The sequence below is a fragment of the Curtobacterium sp. MCJR17_055 genome (assembly GCF_003224335.1).
Taxonomy (GTDB): domain Bacteria; phylum Actinomycetota; class Actinomycetes; order Actinomycetales; family Microbacteriaceae; genus Curtobacterium.
This window is the reverse complement of record NZ_QKLF01000005.1, coordinates 298,642-317,464: the sequence shown is the minus strand read 5'-3', so window position 1 is coordinate 317,464 and position 18,823 is coordinate 298,642. Positions and strand designations below refer to the sequence as shown.

The following is an 18,823-nucleotide window of genomic DNA, read 5'->3' as shown; positions in this document are numbered from 1 at the left end:
CGACGGGACGGGAGCACTACAGTTGCGGACACGTCGACGACGACGTTCAGGAGGTTCCCGATGGAACGGATCACCAAGACCGACGACCGGGTGCACCGCCCCGCCGGGCCGTGGACACCGACGGTCCACCGGCTGCTCACGCACCTGCACGAGCAGGGCTTCGTGGCGGCCCCGGCTCCGATCTCGCTCGGGGACGCGCTCGAGACGGTGACGTTCGTCCCGGGAGTGGCCGGCGAGTACCCCTGGACCGAGGACGTCGCGAGCGAGGCCGCCCTCGTCACGAGTGCCCGGCTGCTCCGACAGCTGCACGACGCCGCGGCGAGCTTCCCCCTGGACGACTCCGTCGACGTGTGGTCCCAGGCCGCGCGGGTGCCGGTCGAGACCGTCGTGCACGGCGACTACGCCCCGTACAACGTCGTCTACGACGGCATCGCGGCGGTCGGCGTGATCGACTTCGACACCGCGCACCCCGGGCCCCGCGTCTGGGACGTCGCCAGTGCCGTCTACCGGTTCGCGCCCTTCACGACCGGAGCCGACGAGGGTCGACCCGTCCCGGCGCTCGAGGACCGGATCACCCGTGCCGCCGAGTTCTGCCGCGCCTACGGTCTCGACGACCGCTCGCGTGCCGTGCTCGTCGAGACGATCACCGCCGGCTTGGTGGCCCTGGTGACGACCCTCGAGACCGAGGCGGCCGCGGGCAACCCGAAGTTCGTGAGCGACCTCGCGCACGGGCACGCCGACCTGTACCGGGCCGACGTCGCGTGGCTCGAGGAGCACGGGGACCGGATCACCGCCGCGCTCCGCTGACGGGGCGCGCCGGGGACGAGGTCGCCGACCGCCCAGCGCGTGCCCAGCGCCCTCGCGGCGGACCTCGATCCTGCGTCCGGTAGCGTTCCAGGGCCATGACCGACAGCCCGGCGGACGCCACCCCGTACGAGGTCCTCGGCGTCCCCGCGACCGCCGACGACGACACCCTCCGACGCGCCTACCGTCGGGCCGCGCGTGAGAGCCACCCCGACCTCGGCGGGGACGCCCAGCGCTTCCGCCGGGTGCAGGTCGCCTGGGAGCGCATCGGGACGCCCTCGGCCCGGCGAGCCTACGACGCCGGGACCCTGCGCGCGGGGTCCTCGTCAGCGCCGTCCGGATCGGCCGCGTGGCGGTCGGACACCGGGCGTGACGCCTACGCACCCCCGTCCGCCCGACGTGACTCCCGCCCGCGGGCCCGGTCGTACGGGCACCCCGGCGGGCGCTCCCGCGAGGTCTTCCTCGCCGCAGAACGTGAGTGGGTGGGCCTCGGCGACCCGATCGAGGACCCGTACGACCCGGCACTCGTCCGGTCGGCACCCCGGCACGTCCGGCGTCTCCTGGGCGAGGCGCTGGCCGAGGAGGCGACGGCTGCGATCATCGCGGAGATGGGCATCGGCGTCACGGTGTGGCACGACCTCGACGCCGGTGCCGAGGGCAAGCTCGACCACGCGGTGCTGACGCCCACCGGACTCTGGGCACTCGAGTCGATCGACTGGGGCGGCCCGGTCGCGGTGGAGCACGGCGAGGTCGTCGGCGAGACGCTCGGCCCGGGGGAGCAGCCGGTGAAGGAGCTCGTCCGCGCGGCCCGTGCCGTGCAGAAGCAGACGCGGGTCCGGTTCACCGGCCGTGTCCTGGTGGTGCCGGACTCCGCGGTCGACGAGGACGTCCGACTCGTCGGGACCCCCCGCAAGCCGACCGCGTTCATCGTCCGTCGGAGTGCGCTCGGGCAGGTGCTCTCCGGCGTCTGGTCGCCCGAGGGCTCCGTCGACGTCTTCGCGGTCCGCGACCGCCTGCAGCAGACCGTCCGGTTCGTCTGACCCGACCAGCAGCGCCGCCCGACCAGCAGCGCCGCCCGTCACGCGCCGCCGGCCGTCACGCACCGTCGGGGTCAGTACCCGCGGAGCTTCTCGAGGTCCCGGCGCTCCCGCTTGCTCGGCCGTCCGGCCCCGCGCTCCCGGATCGGGACGAAGCCGGCTTCCTCGCGGGGCAGGCGCGGCGGTGTGCGGTCCTCGAGGTGCTTCGCGGCCTCGGTCGCACCGACGCGCTTGAGGATGATGCTCTTCACGACGACGATCCGGTCGAAGCCGGCCTGGCGCACGCGGACCTCGTCCCCGGGACCGACCGGCTGGGACGGCTTCGCCCGCTCGCCGTTGACGCGGACGTGGCCGGCCTTGCACGCGGTCGTCGCCGCGGACCGGGTCTTGGTGATCCGGACCGCCCAGATCCAGCTGTCCACCCGGGCCTTGTCCATCCGGCCACCCTAGCCGCGCCGGTCCTGCGTCCCCTCGACGTCCCCTCGACGTACGGTCGACCGGGCCCGCACGTCCGTGCGAGCCCGTAGCCTCGGAGCCATGACCGACCCCGACCCGCCGACCACGGTCCCGTCCCAGGCGGCGATCGCCCGCACCCGGGCCCTCGTCGTGCTCGACGGCGCGGCACTCGGTGACCGGCTCGTCGTGCGGGCGCACGACGGAGCCGGCGCGCGGGACGCGCTCGGCGAGCTGACCGGCCGGACCGCGGAGACGGTGACGATCGCCACCCGTCGCGGACCCGTCACCGTGCTCCGGTCCGACGTCGTGGCCGCGAAGCCGGTGCCGCCGCCCCCGCCGCCCCGGGCACCCCGACGGCGTCCCGGCGCGGACGAGCCGGCCGCCTGACCGGACGATCCACCCCGTCCCGGCGAGCCGCCGACGGCACTCCGGGACCGCGCACGTAGCCTCGCTCCATGGCCGTCCCCGACCCACCCGCCGTCGCAGCCGGGACCACCGAGGACCGCACCGCCCGTGTCCGGTTCACCCGCCCGACCGGCTGGCGCGTCGAGGACGCCCCCGGTGCCGACCTCCGCGTCCGCGGTGACGACGTCATGCTCACGGTCCGGTCGCGTCCCGGCGACCGGACGATCGGGGACGAGAACGCCTCGCTGCTGGAACGGCTGCCAGGGTCGGTCGACGGCCTGCTCCTGCTCGGCTGCGACGTGTGGACGACGGCCGGTGCCCCCGCACGGCTCGTCGAGTACGTCCGCCCCGACGAAGAGGGCGACGTCGTCGGTGCGCACCTGCTGCTCGTCACGGGTCGGCACCGCGTGGACGTCACCGTGGAGCGTCCGCTGGCCCGGATGACCGCCACCGACGACCCGGTGTTCGCCGTCCTCGACTCCGTCCGGACGCTCGACCGCGTCACCGCCACCGAGTCCCGGACGCTCGAGGCGCTCCCGGTCCTGCTCGCCGGTTCGACGCTGACCGGGCCGTCCCTCGGCGCCGAGGCCGTCGCCACGCTGCAGGACCTCGCCGGCAAGCGCTGGAACCCGGCGCTGCTCCGCTCGGACGGCGGCCGGGAGTTGGTCGCCGCCGACCTCGTCGGTCGCTTCGGGACGGTGCCGCCGGACACCGCCGAGGTCCTCGCGCCCTGGGCGGACGGGGTGCCACCGACCACGCTGGACCAGCACGACGACGACGGGCGCGTCACGCGCCTCCGGGCCTGGGCCGGCACCGTCGTCGACACGGGGGCCGACGGTCGGTCGGTCATCGCGTCCGTCCGGCCGGACCGGGTGGTCGGGCTGATGGCCGGGAGGCTCGGAGTGCGCCCGACGTGGACCTGGCCGTTCCGCACGCCGGTCCTGTCGAGCGACCTGCTCGACCGTCGTCTGGCGGGCGGCGCGTCCGCCCCGGCCCTGCCGGACGCCCTCGCCGATGCCGACCCGACGCTCGCGGCGTTCTGGGCGGCGCCGTGGACGGTGTCCTCGCTGCTGGCGCCCGGTCGGACCCGTCCCGTCGTGGTCGTGTCCGCGGCGGGGATCGGCTTCGCGCGGGTCGGCCGCGCCGAGGGCGGGGCGACGGCGTTCAGGGCCGAGGCGTCCGCCAACGTCTACCGGTCGCTCGTCCGCGCCGTGGTCGGCTGACCGCCGCCCGGTCGACACCGGACGGCGGACGACGGCACGACCCCGCGCGGACGGAGCGCGAGCGTCGTGCCGTGCTTGCGGGGCCGTCGGTGCGGGGCCGTCGGTGCGGGCCGCCGGTGCGGGGCCGCCGGTGCGGGGCCGTCGGTGGCGGGCCGCCGGTGCGCGCCCGGTCAGGCGGCCGGGCCGGCGGTCAGGGTGACGGTCGCCGTGGCCGCGGTGCCGTCGGCCGTCGTGTAGCCGACCGTGACCCGGTCGCCGACCGCGTGCCGAGCGACCGCCTCCGTCAGCTCGGATGCGCTCGTGACCGCGGTGCCGTCGATGCTCGTGATCGTGTCGCCGGCGGCGAGCCCGGCGGCCGCTGCCCCCGATCCCTCGACCGTCCCGGCGACGGGCACACCGGAGGTGGTCCCGGTCGCCGCGCTGCTGACCTGCACGCCCAGGAACGCCGGCAGCCCGATCGTGATGGTGTCCGAGGCCTCGCCCGCCAGGATGTGCGCGGCGATCGACTTCGCGGTGCTGATCGGGATCGCGTAGCCGGTGACGTCCGCCGAACCCGAGGACGCGGCGGTCGCCATGCCGATGACCTCGCCCTCGCTGTCCAGGACGGGACCGCCGGAGTCACCGGACACGATCTGCGCCGCGACCTCGATGAGCCCGGTCAGGGACTCGGTCCCGGTACCGGACTCGCTCTGCACCTGGATGTCCTGGTCGGTCGCGGTCACGGTGCCCTCGGCGGCGACCAGGTCACCCGTGCCCTCGGCGTTGCCGACGTCGGTCACGGTGTCGCCGGTCTGGACGCCGTCGTCGTCGAGCGCGACGGTGGACAGGCCGGACGCGTCCCGCAGCTGCAGCACCGCGACGTCGTTCGTCGCGTCGGTGCCCACGACGTCAGCGGTGTACTGCTCCCCGGTCGTCTCGTCGGTCACCGTGATCGAGGTCGCGCCCTGGACCACGTGGTTGTTCGTCAGGACGGTCCCGTCCGCGGTGAGGACCATGCCGGTCCCGGCGGCCTGCTGCGCGTCGTCGTAGCCGATCACGGTGTCGATCGTCACGACGCCCGCGGTCTGCGCGGCGGTCGCGGGTGTGGCTGCCGCCTGCGAGGTCCCACTGCCGCCGGCTCCCGTGCCGCCGGTGCCCGTGCCGCCGTCGGTACCCGTGCCGCCGTCCGACAGGCCGTCCGTCCCGCCCTGGTCCTGGCCGGGGACGGTGAAGCCGTCGATGCCGCTGCCCGCGGATCCGGGACCGGGGACGGTCGTCGTGCCCTGTGACCGGCTCGAGGTGGCCGTCGTGCCGTGCGACGACAGGCCGAGCGCCGTCCCGCCGGCGGCGCCCACGATCGCGAGTGCGGCGATGCCCGACCCGATCGCGAGCCCGACACGGCGACGACGACCCGTGGTCCCCGGAGCGGCCCCGGGGGCGCCCGTCCAACCCTGCGGCGCCGAGGTGGCCCCGAGCGCTGCGCTCCCGACGCGGTACGGACCGCGACCGTCCGGGGAGTAGGCGTACGGACCGGACCCGTCGGGGGCGAAGAGGTACGGACCCGAGCCGTCGAAGGCGTGCGCTGCGCGGAGCGTCGACGGGTCCGCGTGCGGCGGCTCCCACGCCGGTGCCTGCTGCTGTCCGGCATCGTCCGCGGCTGGGGTCGGGGTCTCGTTCATGGTGCTCTCCGGTCGTCCGCACGGCCCGGTCGGCCGTCGATGGGGACCAGTACAGGCCCGCTGCCCATGACCGTCCTATGAACCACCCGAGGCCCGGCCGAGCACCCGCTCGGGAGTCGCCGGACGCCGGTCTCCGCGGCATGCCGGCGATCGGTTAGGCTCGCCGCACCTCCCATGCGTCCCCGATCCGTCGTGCCTCCCGCACCCGCGCCCGCGTCCCGGCTCGTGCTGGCCGTCGTCCTCGCGGTCGTCGCGCTGGCCGTCGCCTGCGCCCTGAGCATCGCCGTCGGGAGCCGACCGATCCCGCTCGGCGTCGTCCTCGACACCCTCGCGCACCCGGGCCGCGACGACGAGACCGGCCTCATCGTGCTCGGCAACCGGCTGCCGCGGACCGTCGTCGGGCTCCTCGCCGGCGCCGCACTCGGGGTCGCCGGCGCCGTCATGCAGGGGGTCACCCGCAACCCGCTCGCCGACCCGAGCATCCTCGGCATCAACGCGGGGGCCGCCCTGGCCGTCGTCGTGGGCATCGCCGTGTTCGGTGTCAGCGGGACCGCCACGTACCTGCCGTTCGCGTTCGCCGGAGCCGCCCTCGCCGCCCTGCTCGTCTACGGCATCGCCGCGGTCGCCCGCGGTGGCCTCACCCCGGTCGGCCTCGCGCTGTCCGGCGCCGTCACCGCCGCCGCCCTCTCCTCGATCACCACCGCGGTGCTCGTGACGAACGCGTCCCTGCTCGACCAGCTGCGCTTCTGGCAGGTCGGCGCGCTCGCGGGCGGGGACCTCGGCACAGCGGGTGTGGTCGTCGCGCCGGTGGTCCTCGGGCTCGTCGTCGCGGTCGGGCTCGGTCGTTCGCTGAACACCCTCGCGCTCGGCGACGAACTCGCGGCCTCCCTGGGCCAACGCGTGGTGCTCGTGCGCGCGGTCGGGGCCATCGTGACGGTGCTGCTCGCCGGGTCCGCGGTCGCCGCAGCCGGACCGATCGCCTTCGTCGGCCTCGCCGTCCCGCACGCCGTCCGGCGCCTGTCCGGACCCGACCACCGCTGGACGATCCTCCTGTCCGCGGTCGTCGCGCCGGCCCTCCTGCTCGTCGCCGACGTCATCGGCAGGGTCGTCGCCTACCCGGGGGAGCTCCAGGTCGGCATCGTCACGGCGCTCATCGGTGCGCCGGTCTTCATCGCGCTGGTCCGGTCGCGGGTGGTGCGGGGCCTGTGAGCACCACGCCGACCGAGAGTGCACCGGCCACCGGCGACGCCGTCCGCCGTCGGGGCGGGACCGCGCGGCGGGAGCTCCTCGTGCTCGTCGCCGCGCTCGTCGTGCTGCTCGGCCTCGTGCTCGTCGGCCTCGGTGTCGGCGAGATCCCGCTGTCGCCCGTGCAGGTCCTCGACGGTCTGCTCGGGCGGGGTGACGCGGTCTCGGACTTCGTGCTCGGACAGCTGCGCGGGCCGCGGGTCCTCGCCGCGCTGCTCGTCGGGGCGAGCCTCGGCACCGCCGGCGCGATCGTGCAGAGCGTCGTCCGCAACCCCATCGCGAGTCCGGACATCATCGGCATCACGTCCGGGGCGAGCGCCTCGGGTCTCGTCGCGATCGTGCTGTTCGGCGCCTCGGGTGTCGCCCTGTTCGGCGTCGTGCTCGTCGGCGCGGTCGCGGTCGCGGTGCTCATCGCCGTGCTCGCCTGGCGCCGGGGGATCACCGGGAACCGGGTGGTCCTCGTCGGGGTCGGTGTCGGCGCGGTCGCCCTGAGCATCACCGGGTGGCTCCTGACGAGCGGGAGCGTGCAGCAGGCGGGGACGGCACTCCTGTGGCTCTCCGGCAGCCTCAACGCGGTCGACCGCACCGTCGTCGGTGCGCTGCTCGTCGGCTTCGTCGTCCTGATGGTGCTCGCGCTCCTGCAGTCGCCCCGTCTCGGTGTCCTCTCCCTCGGCGACGAGGTCGCGGCCTCGCTCGGCCTCCGACCCGACCGGGCCAAGGTGCTGCTGCTCCTCACCGCCGTCCTCCTCACCGCGGCGGCGGTCGCCACCGCCGGCCCGGTGTCGTTCGTCGCGCTCATGGCAGCGCCGATCGCCAGGAGGCTCGTCGGTGGCGGACGCCCCGCCCTCGGCCCGGCCGCCGCCGTCGGTGCGGTCGTGACCCTCGGCTCCGACCTGGTCGCGCAGTTCGCCCTGCCCGGGGTCACGCTGCCGGTCGGGGTCGTCACCGGGGTCGTCGGAGCGCCGTACCTGCTCTGGCTGCTCGCCCGCGGGCGCTGAGCCAGCGCACCCCGCACAGCTCGTCGGACGGGCGCGACCGAGCGTGTACCGCAGCGCTCCCGACGGACGTGCACCGGGCCTCCAGGCGGGGCGCAGGCGACGGTCGGACTCGCCGGGACCACCCCCGGATGCGGGTCCGCGCGCACGCTTGCGGTATCCCGCAGAAGGGGGTCAGAACCCCCCGTCCGGGGGTCCGCTCCGGGCGCACGGTCGCCGTACCGTCGTCCACGAACACCGGACTCCCGACAGCGGCCACACCCGACGGCCACTGGTCCGGTACGAACGAAGGACAGCATGCCCGAACAGCTGGACGACGCCCCGATGCGCCGTCGACAGTGGGGGGCCGAGCGGCGGACCCGGCCGCTCGACACCATCCACGCTCGCCCCTCCGACCGGAAGCTCGTCTCCGGCCGTGTCGCCATCATCCTGACGATCGCCTTCTGGCTCGCCTACCTCGTCTACACGGTGATCCGACAGTTCCTGGACTACGGCACCGAGAGCTTCCGGTTCACCACCGAGGCCGTTTCGTACTTAGTCGTCGTCACCTTCCTCACCTTCTCCGCCCTCATGCACCTGGTCGCCCGCCAGGGAGCCCTCGAGCGCTTCGCGACCCACGTCCGGGTCCCGCGTGCGGAACTCGACCGGCACTTCGCCGAGGGACACGGGTCGCCGCTGACCGTCCTCGTGCCGAGCTACGCCGAGGAGCCGGACGTCGTCGCGACCACCCTCTGGTCCGCCGCCCTGCAGGAGTACCCGTCCCTCCGCGTCGTCCTGCTCGTCGACGACGACCCGTTCCCCACCGACCCGGAGACCGCCGCGAAGCTCGAGCGCACTCGCGCCGTGGCGGCGTCCATCCAGGCGCAGCTCGCGGCCCCGTCCCACCGCTTCCGCGAAGCCCTGTTCTTCGCCGAGATCGAGGCCGAGCAGGCGCCGATGGCCTCCGTGGCGGCCCTCCGCACCCTGGTCGCGCACCACCGCTGGGCCGACGCCTGGCTCCGCCGGCACGCACGCGAGCACGGCATCGCCGACCACGTGGACCACTTCTTCCACGACCAGGTCCTCGTGGGCCTGGCCGACGAGTTCCGCCTGACCGCCGAAGCACTCGACGCCGCCATCACCGACGCCGGCGACCGCGAGGTCACCGACGTGACCTCGGCCCGTGCGGTCGAACTGCAGCGCCGGCTCACCTGGACGTTCACCGCCGAGATCACCACCTTCGAGCGGAAGCGCTACGCGAACCTCTCGCACGAGGCGAACAAGGCGATGAACCTGAACTCCTACCTCGGCCTGCTCGGCGGCGCCTACCGGTACGAGGAGACCGCATCGGGCACGGTCCTCCGCACCGTCGCGGACCCGGCCGAGGCCGACCTGGTCGTCCCCGCCTCCGACTACGTCCTGACGCTCGACGCCGACTCGGTGCTCCTGCGCGACTACTGCCTGCGCCTGGTCTACTTCCTCGAGCAGCCCGAGAACGCGAACGTCGCCGTCACCCAGACCCCGTACTCGTCGTTCCGCGGTGCGGCCACCCGCATCGAGCGCCTGGCCGGTGCCACGACCGACATCCAGCACATCCTGCACCAGGGCATGTCGAAGTACGGCGCCACCTTCTGGGTCGGCGCGAACGCCGTCATCCGCACCCGGGCCCTCCGCGACATCGAGGAGACCGAGACCGTCGGCGGCTTCGAGGTCAAGCGCTACGTGCAGGACCGCACGGTCATCGAGGACACCGAGTCGAGCGTCGACCTCGGCATGCACGGCTGGACGCTCGTGAACTACCCGGAGCGACTGTCCTACAGCGCCACCCCGCCGGACTTCGGCTCGCTCATCGTGCAGCGCCGCCGCTGGGCCAACGGCGGGCTGCTCATCCTGCCGAAGTACATCCGCCAGGTACGCGAGCGCAAGGCCCGCGGGGAGCGCGTCAGCGTGGTCGAGATGGCGCTCCGCGTGAACTACATGGCGTCGATCGCGTGGGGCTCGCTCGGGCTCATCTTCCTGCTGGCCTACCCGTACGACTCCCGGCTGCTCAGCCCGATGGTGCTCCTCGCCGCGCTGCCGTACTTCTGGCTCTTCGCGAGCGACCTGAAGTACTGCGGGTACAAGCGCACCGACATCCTCCGCATCTACGGGTTCAACCTCATCCTCATGCCGGTGAACGTCGCCGGGGTGCTCAAGAGCATCCAGCAGGCGCTCACCGCGAAGAAGATCCCGTTCGCCCGCACGCCGAAGGTCCGGGACCGCACGGCCTCGCCCGCGCTCTACGTCCTCGCGCCGTACGCGATCGTCGCCTTCTCGGTGTTCACCTTCGTCCGTGACTTCGGCGCCGAGAACTGGGGCAACGCCACGTTCGCCGCGTTCAACGCCCTGCTCGCCACGTACGCGATCGTCGCCTACATCGGTGTCTGGAACTCCGTGGTCGACGTCTTCCTCTGGGCGACCGGGTGGATGTTCTACGACCCGTCCGCCCGCGCCGCACGCCGGGCGGCCCGCAAGGAGGCCCGTCTCTCCGCGAAGGCGGCCCGGCGCGGCCTGGTCCCCGAGCCCGTGCCCGCGACCGAGGACTGGCGCTCGGTGCTGTACTTCGGCCAGCGCGGCACCACCATGCCGGAACACCTGGCGACCCGGCACGACACCGTGCACCACGACGAGAAGACGGCGGCCTGACCATGAGCACCACACGACGACTGTCCCCGATCCGCGTGACCGTGGCCGCCGCGGTGGCCCTCGCGGTCGCAGCCGGAGGCTACGCCGGGCTGGACCGCTGGCAGAGCGCCCAGGCCGCCGAGACGGTGAAGCCCTGGTTCGCCGCCTACACCGACGTCACCGTCACCCCGACGTTCCCGTTCGAGGACGTCAAGTCGACCGCGGGCCGCGACGTCATGCTGTCCTTCGTGGTCGCCGACCACGACGAGGCGTGCACGCCGACGTGGGGCGCGGCGTACGGACTGCAGGAAGCGGGCGACCAGCTCGACCTCGACCGGCGCATCGCCCGACTCGAGCAGCAGAAGGGCGCGGTCGCGGTGTCGTTCGGCGGGCTCGCCAACGACGAACTCGCGACGACCTGCACCGACCGGAGCAAGCTCGTCTCGGCGTACCAGAGCGTCGTGAAGCGGTACGACGTCTCGACCGTCGACTTCGACATCGAGAGCGACGACCTGACGAAGGCCGACGCCGGCAAGCGCCGTGCGGCAGCGGTCGCCGACCTGCAGGAGCAGCGCCGCGCCGCCGGGCACCCCCTCGCGGTGTGGCTGACGCTGCCGGCCGCACCCGGCGGGCTCACCGCGGACGGCACCCGGGCGGTCGCGCAGTTCCTGCGTGCCGGGGTCGACCTGGCCGGCGTCAACGCGATGACGATGGACTACGGCGCGAGCAAGGGCTCGAGCCAGAGCATGTACTCGGCATCGGTCGAGACGCTGCAGCAGGTCAAGCGGCAGCTCGGCATCCTCTACACGCGTGCCGGGACGCCGCTCGGCGACCGGACCCTGTGGCACAAGGTCGGCGCCACCCCGATGATCGGGCAGAACGACGTGCAGGACGAGGTCTTCTCGCTGACCGACGCCCGGAAGCTCAACGCCTGGGCGAAGCAGCAGGGCCTCGGACGGATGTCGATGTGGTCGCTGAACCGCGACACCACGTGCGGCTCGAACTACGTCAACCTCTCCACCGTGTCGAACTCCTGCTCGGGCGTGGACCAGGACGGTGTGCTCTTCGCCGACGTGCTCGGCAAGGGCTTCGGCGGCGGCATCGTCGCGGCCTCGGGCGACGTCACGAAGGCCGAGCCGTCCTCGACCGTGCAGCCGACCGACGACCCGTCGACGAGCCCGTACCCGGTGTGGGACGACGAGGCCTCCTACCTCGAGGGCACGAAGATCGTCTGGCACCGCAACGTCTACGAGGCGAAGTGGTGGACCTCGGGCGACCTGCCCGACGACGCCGTGCTCAGCGCGTACGAGACGCCGTGGCAGCTCGTCGGCCCGGTGCTCGCGGGGGAGAAGCCGGTCGCACCGCTCACGCTGCCGAAGGGCACCTACGCGGGGTGGTCCGGGACAGCGGCGTACGACACGGGCGACCGGGTCCTGTTCGACGGCACGCCATACCAGGCCAAGTGGTGGAACACCGGCGAGAGCCCCGAGGCGTCCACGAGCGACCCGGACGGCTCGCCGTGGACCCGCCTGAAGGACGCCGAGGTGAAGGAGATCCTGCAGGACGTCCGCGCCGGGAAGGCAGCCCCGGAGGGCGCGACGCGCTGACGGGTCGCGGTCCGACAGTCACCGGACAGGAGGCTCCCCGCCGGTCGGCGGGGAGCCTCCTGTGTCCCCTGTGGACGGGGCTCTCGCCGACCGGCTGGTTTCCGATACGCTGGGCGACCAAGAGGAGGAGGTCCACGATGCCAGATCCAGTGGTCCCGCAGCCGGGACGACGAACCCCGGAGCAGCGGCTGGTCGACACCACGCTGACCTTCAGCATGGAGAACGCCGCGGCGCTCACGCCCGAGGCCGGAGTCTCCGCGGAAGAACGCGACGCGATCTCGGCGCTGCCGTCGGGGTCGGCGCTGCTCGTCGTCCGACGCGGTCCGAACGTCGGAGCACGGTTCCTCCTCGACTCCGACGTCACGACGGCCGGGCGGCACCCCGACGCCGACATCTTCCTCGACGACGTGACGGTGTCCCGCAAGCACGCGGACTTCATCCGCCGCGGGACGTCCTTCAGCGTGCAGGACCTCGGTTCCCTCAACGGGACGTACTTCGACGGTGTGCGCATCGACGAAGCGCTCCTCGTCGACGGGTCGGAAGTCCAGGTCGGCAAGTTCCGCCTGACGTTCTACGCCTCCCGGGTCGACCTGGCGCGCCTGGCGAACGCGTAGTGGCACCCCGCTCCGCTGCGGCGCGGGCGGTGTCGCCGGCACCGGACCTGCTCACGATCGGGCAGGTGCTGGCGCGGCTGAAGCCGGACTTCCCGGACCTGTCCAGCTCGAAGCTGCGGTTCCTCGAGGAACGCGAGCTGGTCACCCCGGTCCGGACGCAGAGCGGGTACCGGAAGTTCTCGCCGGCCGACGTCGACCGACTCCGGATCGTGCTCGGCCTGCAGCGGGACCACTACCTCCCGCTCAAGGTCATCAAGGAGTACCTCGCCGACCTCGACGCCGGCCGCGAGCCGACGCTGCCGGGCGGTGGGGACGTGCCCCGTCCGTCCATGCTCGGGCGGGAACGGCGGTACTCGCGCGACGAACTCCAGCGCGTGGCCGGAGCGTCCCCGATGCTCGTGGGGGACGCGGTCTCGTCGTCCCTGCTCCCCGCGGCGGACTCCTACGGGGAAGAGTCCGTCGGCGTCCTCAAGGCCCTCGTCGAGCTCCAGCGCTCCGGGATCGAGCCGCGACACCTGCGCACCTTCCGCGCGACCGCCGAGCGGGAGGTCGGGCTCATCGAGTCCGCACTCATGCCGGTGTCGCGGCGGGGTGACGCCACCTCGCGCGCCAAGGCGCTCGAACTCGCCCGGGAGATCGCCGGACACCTCGAGGTCATCCGTTCGTCACTCATCCGAGCGGCCATCGGTCGGCTCGACTCGTGAGCGCTCCGGAGCGGGTCGACCCTCGACGGCCGTCGGTGCCGGGGCATATCCTCGACACGCCGGACGCGCCGGAGCGGATGTCCCGCCTCCACGCCGCCCGACTCGCTACCGTGGACCTCGGAACAACTCTCAACCCGCTGTTGAAGCTTCGGGTGGGAGCTCGATCGTCGTGGAAGGCAAGCTGATGAGTGGGAACGATGTCCCCGGTACCCCGTCTGACATGACGCGGTACGACCTCGGGCTGCTGTTCACCGACGGCCTGCCCGAGCACGACGAACAGAACGGGTACCGCGGCACCGTCGCCGCCAAGGCAGCCGGCATCAGCTACCGGCAGCTCGACTACTGGGCCCGCACCGAACTCGTCCAGCCCACGATCCGCGGTGCTGCCGGTTCCGGGTCACAGCGCCTGTACGGCTTCCGCGACATCCTCGTGCTCAAGCTCGTCAAGCGCCTGCTCGACACCGGCATCTCCCTGCAGCAGATCCGCACCGCCGTGAACCAGCTCCGCGAAGCCGGCGTGAGCGACCTGGCGCAGACCACCCTGATGTCGGACGGTGCCTCGGTGTACCTGTGCACCTCCGACGACGAGGTCATCGACCTCGTGTCGCGCGGCCAGGGCGTCTTCGGCATCGCGGTCGGCAAGGTCCTGCGCGAGGTCGAGTCCTCGCTGGTCGAACTCGACGCCACCCCGGCCGAGGACCCGAGCGACGAGCTCGCCGCCCGCCGGGCGACGCGCGCCTCCTGACGCGCGGGGCGTTCGCCCGCTCGCGCCTTCACCGCCTCGGGGCTGACCGGCGGGATGCGCCGTCCGCCCCAGGTTCCGCAATTGCGGCATCTCGACGCTCCGGATGCCGGGAACCCGGAACCGCGACGAACGCGGGCGGCACGTCGTGGAACCTCGACACCACCGACCGCAGCCAGCGGGCGCGCAGACCGCGTCCCGCCGGCTCGTCGGCGTCCCGCGGGTTCGCCGAGCGGTCGCGGTCGAGCGCTTCGGCACGCTCGACCCGACGATCCGAGGCCGCTCGGCGACCTGAGTGGGCTGTCGTGACCGCTCGGCGACCTGACCGAGCTGGCGTCCGGTCCGGGAACGACGAAGGGCCACCCATCGGCGGCCCTTCACGACGTCCGACGCGGACTACTCCGCGCTGGCGCTCGCGCCGTCGGCGTACGGACCGATCTTGCCCGTGCGCATGATCCGCTCGAGCAGTTGGTCGAAGTTCCGCGCCATCTCCTGCGCGGACTCACCCGGCCACACGTGCAGGGGCTTCGCCGCACCCTGCGCCTGCTGGAGCGAGGTGCGCTCGGGCAGCTGCGGGGAGAGCACGAGCGGCCCGAACATGTCACGGAGTTCCTTGATGCGGAACTGGTGCTCGAGCGACTGCACGCGGGCGCGGTTGACGATGATGCCGAGGGGCTGGAGGCGCGGCGAGAGTCCGCGACGGATCTCCTCGATCGCGCGGAGGGCACGGTCGGCGGCGGCGACGGAGAACAGGCCGGGTTCGGTGACGACGGAGACGCGGTCCGACGCGGCCCAGGCGGTACGGGTCAGGGCGTTGAGCGACGGCGCGCAGTCGATGAGGACGAGGTCGTAGTCGGCTTCGACGTTCGCCAGGGCCTCCTCGAGCTTCCAGATGTCGCGGATCGACGGGTGCGGGCCGTCGAAGTTGATGGCCGAGGGCGATCCGACCATGACGTCGATCTTGCCCTGGGACCCCTTCGTCCAGCCGGAGGGGGCGATCGCCTGACGGACGATCTTCTCCTTGGGGTTCTCGAGGACGTCGGCCACGTTGAGGTGGCCCGTCAGGTCGATGTCGAGTCCCGTCGACACGTCCGACTGGGGATCGAGGTCCACCACGAGGGTGCGCAGACCCTTGGCGAACGCTGCCGAGGTCAGGCCGAGTGTCACGGTCGTCTTGCCGACACCGCCCTTGAGCGAGCTCACGCTGAGTACATGCACGATGAGCAACGTTACCGCCAGTAGGGTTGTGAGACCTCAACCCGGGCTGAAAGGGACCTCGTGTTCGACAAGATCCTGGTCGCGAACCGTGGCGAGATCGCCATCCGGGCCTTCCGCGCGGCGTACGAGCTCGGTGCGCGCACCGTGGCGGTCTACCCGTACGAGGACCGCAACTCCCTGCACCGGCTGAAGGCCGACGAGGCGTACCTCATCGGGGAGCGTGGTCACCCGGTCCGTGCCTACCTGGACGTCTCCGAGATCATCCGCGTCGCCCGCGAGTCCGGTGCCGACGCGATCTACCCGGGCTACGGCTTCCTGTCCGAGAACCCCGAGCTCGCCGCGGCGGCCGCCGCCGCGGGCATCACCTTCATCGGTCCGGGTGAGCACGTGCTCGAGATGGCCGGCAACAAGGTCACCGCGAAGGAGCACGCGATCGCCGCCGGGGTCCCGGTCCTCGAGAGCACGCCGGCCAGCCGCGACGTCGACGAACTCGTCGCCGGCGCCGAGGCGATCGGGTTCCCGGTGTTCGCGAAGGCGGTCGCCGGTGGTGGCGGACGCGGCATGCGGCGGGTCGAGACGCCCGCGGAGCTCCGTCCGGCGCTCGAGGAGGCGATGCGCGAAGCCGACAGCGCCTTCGGTGACCCGACGATGTTCCTCGAGCAGGCGGTCCTGCGTCCACGGCACATCGAGGTGCAGATCCTCGCCGACGCGACCGGTGACGACGCGGGCACCATCCACCTGTTCGAGCGGGACTGCTCGGTGCAGCGGCGGAACCAGAAGGTCGTCGAGATCGCACCGGCGCCGAACCTGGACCCGTCGATCGCGGCGGCACTGCACCGCGACGCCGTGGCCTTCGCGCGCTCGATCGGCTACGTGAACGCGGGGACGGTCGAGTTCCTCCTCGACACCGTGGGGGAGCGCGCCGGCCAGCACGTCTTCATCGAGATGAACCCGCGCATCCAGGTCGAGCACACCGTGACGGAAGAGGTCACCGACGTCGACCTCGTGCAGTCGCAGATGCGGATCGCCGCGGGGGAGACGCTCGCCGATCTCGGTCTGTCGCAGGACGGCGTCGCGGTCCACGGCGCCGCGCTGCAGACCCGGATCACGACCGAGGACCCGACGCAGGGGTTCCGACCCGACACCGGCCGGATCACGACGTACCGCAGCCCGGGTGGCGCCGGCGTGCGGCTCGACGGCGGCACCGTCGCCACCGGCGCGCAGATCAGCCCGCACTTCGACTCGATGCTCGCGAAGATGACGTGCCGCGGTCGTGACTTCCCGGCGGCGGTCGCCCGCGCCCGTCGTGCCCTCGCCGAGTTCCGCATCCGCGGCGTCAGCACGAACATCCCCTTCCTGCAGGCCGTCCTCGAGGACCCGGACTTCGCCCGCGGGGACGTCTCGACCGCGTTCATCGGGGAACGCCCGCAGCTGTTCGACGGCCACGTGTCGAAGGACCGCGGTACGAAGGTGCTGAACTGGCTCGCGGACGTCACGGTCAACCGGCCGAACGGTTCGCCGGCCGCCCACGTGGTGGACCCGGCGCTGAAGCTCCCGGCCACGGACCTCGCTGCGCCGGTGCCGGCGGGGCAGCGCGACCTGCTGCTCCGGGTCGGCCCGGCCGCGTGGGCCGAGGCGCTGCGTGCGCAGACCGCCCTCGCCGTGACCGAGACGACGATGCGCGACGCGCACCAGTCGCTCCTCGCCACCCGCGTCCGTACCAAGGACCTCGTCGCGGTCGCCCCGCACGTCGCCAGGCTCACCCCGCAGCTGCTCAGCATGGAGGCGTGGGGCGGCGCGACCTACGACGTCGCGCTCCGGTTCCTCGGGGAGGACCCGTGGGAGCGCCTGACGGCGCTGCGCACGGCGATGCCGAACATCCCGATCCAGATGCTGCTGCGCGGACGCAACACCGTCGGGTACACGCCGTACCCGACGGAGGTGACCGACGCGTTCGTCGCCGAGGCCGCCGAGACCGGCGTCGACGTCTTCCGCGTGTTCGACGCGCTGAACGACGTGAGCCAGCTCCGCCCCGCCCTGGAGGCCGTGCTCGCCACGGGCACGGCGGTCGCCGAGGCGGCGCTCTGCTACACCGGCGACCTCCTGGACCCGGCGGAGGACCTGTACACGCTCGACTACTACCTCCGGTTGGCCGAGCAGATGGTCGAGGCCGGCGCGCACGTCATCGGGATCAAGGACATGGCGGGCCTCCTCCGCGCCGGGGCGGCCGAGCGGCTCGTCACCGCCCTGCGTGCGCGCTTCGACCAGCCCGTGCACGTGCACACGCACGACACCGCGGGCGGGCAGCTCGCGACCCTCATGGCGGCGTCCCGGGCCGGAGCGGACGCGGTCGACGTGGCCGCAGCCCCGATGGCGGGCACGACCAGCCAGCCGAGCATGTCGGCCCTGGTCGCGGCGCTCGCACACACCGAGCGGGACACGGGCATCGACCTCGGCGCCGTCGGCGACCTCGAGCCGTACTGGGAGGCGGTCCGCCGGGTGTACGCACCCTTCGAGTCCGGGCTCGCCGGCCCCACCGGCCGGGTCTACAAGCACGAGATCCCGGGCGGACAGTTGTCGAACCTCCGTCAGCAGGCCATCGCCCTCGGGCTCGGGGACCGCTTCGAGCAGGTCGAGGACTGGTACGCCGAGGCGAACCGGATCCTCGGTCGTCCGACGAAGGTCACGCCGTCCTCGAAGGTGGTCGGTGACCTCGCGCTGCAGCTCGCCGCGGTCGACGCCGACCCCGCGGACTTCGAGCAGCACCCGGAGAAGTACGACGTGCCGGACTCGGTGATCGGCTTCATGGCGGGGGAGCTCGGTGACCTGCCCGGGGGGTGGCCCGAGCCGTTCCGGTCGAAGGTCCTGGCCGGACGCGACGTCCGGATCGCCGTCACCCCGGTGCCGGAGCACGAGCGCGCCGCACTGGGCACCCCGGGCACCGTCCGGCAGCAGGCCCTGAACCGCCTGCTGTTCGAGCAGCCGACGCGCCGGTTCCAGGAGGTGCGGGACGAGTACGGTGACCTCTCCGTCGTGCCCACCGTCGACTACCTCTACGGCCTGCGCCAGGGGGAGGAGCACGTGGTGCCACTCGGCAAGGGCGTGAACCTGCTCGTCGGGCTCGAGGCGATCGGCGAGGTCGACGCCCAGGGCGTCCGGACCGTCATGGCGACCATGAACGGGCAGCTGCGGCCGGTGGCCGTGCGTGACCGCTCCGTCGTCGTCGAGACCAAGGCCGCCGAGCAGGCGGACCGGTCCGACCCGAAGCACGTCGCCGCCCCGTTCTCCGGGGTCGTGACGCTCAAGGTCGCCGTCGGTGACGTCGTCGAGGCCGGACAGGCCGTGGCGAGCATCGAGGCGATGAAGATGGAAGCGGCCATCACGGCCCCCGTCGCGGGGACCGTCGGCCGTCTCGCGATCCCGGTGACCCAGCAGGTGGACGCCGGCGACCTCTTGGTGGTGCTGCAGTAAC

Annotated in this window: 15 protein-coding genes; 12 read left to right on the top strand and 3 right to left on the bottom strand. The window is 73.1% G+C overall.

The genetic code is table 11. From position 1 onward, the window contains the following. The first annotated feature begins 60 nt into the window (after positions 1-60). Both DEJ16_RS13360 and DEJ16_RS13355 read left to right on the top strand, forming a co-directional pair. Complete coding sequence (locus DEJ16_RS13360) at positions 61-807, top strand: phosphotransferase enzyme family protein (protein ID WP_181419598.1); 747 nt, start codon at positions 61-63, stop codon at positions 805-807. 95 nt (positions 808-902) lie between these two features. After that, a complete protein-coding gene (locus DEJ16_RS13355) occupies positions 903-1,844 on the top strand; it encodes a DnaJ domain-containing protein (protein ID WP_110825248.1) in 942 nt (313 codons plus the stop codon). Between the two features lie 71 nt (positions 1,845-1,915). On the opposite strand, the gene DEJ16_RS13350 is transcribed toward DEJ16_RS13355, so the two are convergent. Further along, positions 1,916-2,278 carry an RNA-binding S4 domain-containing protein gene (locus DEJ16_RS13350; protein ID WP_110825249.1) on the bottom strand — a complete coding sequence of 121 codons (363 nt, stop codon included), beginning with the start codon at positions 2,276-2,278 and terminating at the stop codon, positions 1,916-1,918. 100 nt (positions 2,279-2,378) lie between these two features. Here DEJ16_RS13350 and DEJ16_RS13345 point away from each other — a divergent pair, with 100 nt between their 5' ends. Together DEJ16_RS13345 and DEJ16_RS13340 are read left to right on the top strand one after the other, a co-directional pair. Continuing rightward, a complete protein-coding gene (locus DEJ16_RS13345; RefSeq protein WP_258365981.1) occupies positions 2,379-2,684 on the top strand; it encodes a hypothetical protein in 306 nt (101 codons plus the stop codon). Between the two features lie 68 nt (positions 2,685-2,752). Further along, positions 2,753-3,925 (top strand): hypothetical protein, encoded by a 1,173-nt coding sequence (locus DEJ16_RS13340; RefSeq protein WP_181419597.1) that lies wholly within the window; start codon positions 2,753-2,755, stop codon positions 3,923-3,925. Positions 3,926-4,095: 170 nt separating this feature from the next. Here the strand turns inward: DEJ16_RS13340 and DEJ16_RS13335 are convergent, their stop codons facing one another. Next, complete coding sequence (locus tag DEJ16_RS13335; RefSeq protein ID WP_110825251.1) at positions 4,096-5,583, bottom strand: trypsin-like peptidase domain-containing protein; 1,488 nt, start codon at positions 5,581-5,583, stop codon at positions 4,096-4,098. A 174-nt stretch (positions 5,584-5,757) separates the two neighbouring features. On the opposite strand from DEJ16_RS13335, the gene DEJ16_RS13330 reads away from it, so the two are divergent. The 7 genes from DEJ16_RS13330 (at position 5,758) to DEJ16_RS13300 (ending at position 14,136) form a co-directional block, all read left to right on the top strand. After that, entirely contained in the window at positions 5,758-6,792 is a 1,035-nt protein-coding gene (locus DEJ16_RS13330; RefSeq protein WP_110825252.1) for an iron ABC transporter permease, read from the top strand. Continuing rightward, entirely contained in the window at positions 6,789-7,826 is a 1,038-nt protein-coding gene (locus DEJ16_RS13325) for an iron chelate uptake ABC transporter family permease subunit (RefSeq protein WP_110825253.1), read from the top strand. Before DEJ16_RS13330 ends, DEJ16_RS13325 begins: the two co-directional genes overlap by 4 nt. A gap of 294 nt (positions 7,827-8,120) precedes the next feature. Next, positions 8,121-10,487: a glycosyltransferase family 2 protein gene (locus DEJ16_RS13320; RefSeq protein WP_110825254.1), complete on the top strand. Its 2,367-nt coding sequence runs from the start codon at positions 8,121-8,123 to the stop codon at positions 10,485-10,487. Positions 10,488-10,489: 2 nt separating this feature from the next. Then, positions 10,490-12,073 (top strand): chitinase, encoded by a 1,584-nt coding sequence (locus DEJ16_RS13315; protein WP_220032709.1) that lies wholly within the window; start codon positions 10,490-10,492, stop codon positions 12,071-12,073. A 137-nt stretch (positions 12,074-12,210) separates the two neighbouring features. Next, the gene (locus DEJ16_RS13310; RefSeq protein WP_110825255.1) at positions 12,211-12,687 is read left to right on the top strand and encodes an FHA domain-containing protein; all 477 of its coding nucleotides are present in this window, start codon (positions 12,211-12,213) and stop codon (positions 12,685-12,687) included. Further along, positions 12,687-13,391 (top strand): MerR family transcriptional regulator, encoded by a 705-nt coding sequence (locus tag DEJ16_RS13305; protein ID WP_110825256.1) that lies wholly within the window; start codon positions 12,687-12,689, stop codon positions 13,389-13,391. Before DEJ16_RS13310 ends, DEJ16_RS13305 begins: the two co-directional genes overlap by 1 nt. Before the next feature lie 184 nt (positions 13,392-13,575). Then, positions 13,576-14,136: a MerR family transcriptional regulator gene (locus tag DEJ16_RS13300; RefSeq protein WP_110825505.1), complete on the top strand. Its 561-nt coding sequence runs from the start codon at positions 13,576-13,578 to the stop codon at positions 14,134-14,136. 393 nt (positions 14,137-14,529) lie between these two features. Here the strand turns inward: DEJ16_RS13300 and DEJ16_RS13290 are convergent, their stop codons facing one another. Next, on the bottom strand, positions 14,530-15,351 hold the full coding sequence (locus DEJ16_RS13290) for a ParA family protein (RefSeq protein WP_110825506.1): 822 nt from the start codon (positions 15,349-15,351) through the stop codon (positions 14,530-14,532). A 60-nt stretch (positions 15,352-15,411) separates the two neighbouring features. On the opposite strand from DEJ16_RS13290, the gene DEJ16_RS13285 reads away from it, so the two are divergent. After that, the gene (locus DEJ16_RS13285; protein ID WP_110825258.1) at positions 15,412-18,822 is read left to right on the top strand and encodes a pyruvate carboxylase; all 3,411 of its coding nucleotides are present in this window, start codon (positions 15,412-15,414) and stop codon (positions 18,820-18,822) included. Position 18,823: the final 1 nt, after the last annotated feature.

What these genes read in the sequence shown, in the direction of transcription:
- DEJ16_RS13360 (WP_181419598.1), top strand. Translation starts at nt 61, where the DNA reads ATGGAACGGATCACCAAGACCGACGACCGGGTGCACCGCCCCGCCGGG.
- DEJ16_RS13355 (WP_110825248.1), top strand. Translation starts at nt 903, where the DNA reads ATGACCGACAGCCCGGCGGACGCCACCCCGTACGAGGTCCTCGGCGTC.
- DEJ16_RS13350 (WP_110825249.1), bottom strand. Translation starts at nt 2,278, where the DNA reads ATGGACAAGGCCCGGGTGGACAGCTGGATCTGGGCGGTCCGGATCACC.
- DEJ16_RS13345 (WP_258365981.1), top strand. Translation starts at nt 2,379, where the DNA reads ATGACCGACCCCGACCCGCCGACCACGGTCCCGTCCCAGGCGGCGATC.
- DEJ16_RS13340 (WP_181419597.1), top strand. Translation starts at nt 2,753, where the DNA reads ATGGCCGTCCCCGACCCACCCGCCGTCGCAGCCGGGACCACCGAGGAC.
- DEJ16_RS13335 (WP_110825251.1), bottom strand. Translation starts at nt 5,583, where the DNA reads ATGAACGAGACCCCGACCCCAGCCGCGGACGATGCCGGACAGCAGCAG.
- DEJ16_RS13330 (WP_110825252.1), top strand. Translation starts at nt 5,758, where the DNA reads ATGCGTCCCCGATCCGTCGTGCCTCCCGCACCCGCGCCCGCGTCCCGG.
- DEJ16_RS13320 (WP_110825254.1), top strand. Translation starts at nt 8,121, where the DNA reads ATGCCCGAACAGCTGGACGACGCCCCGATGCGCCGTCGACAGTGGGGG.
- DEJ16_RS13315 (WP_220032709.1), top strand. Translation starts at nt 10,490, where the DNA reads ATGAGCACCACACGACGACTGTCCCCGATCCGCGTGACCGTGGCCGCC.
- DEJ16_RS13310 (WP_110825255.1), top strand. Translation starts at nt 12,211, where the DNA reads ATGCCAGATCCAGTGGTCCCGCAGCCGGGACGACGAACCCCGGAGCAG.
- DEJ16_RS13300 (WP_110825505.1), top strand. Translation starts at nt 13,576, where the DNA reads ATGAGTGGGAACGATGTCCCCGGTACCCCGTCTGACATGACGCGGTAC.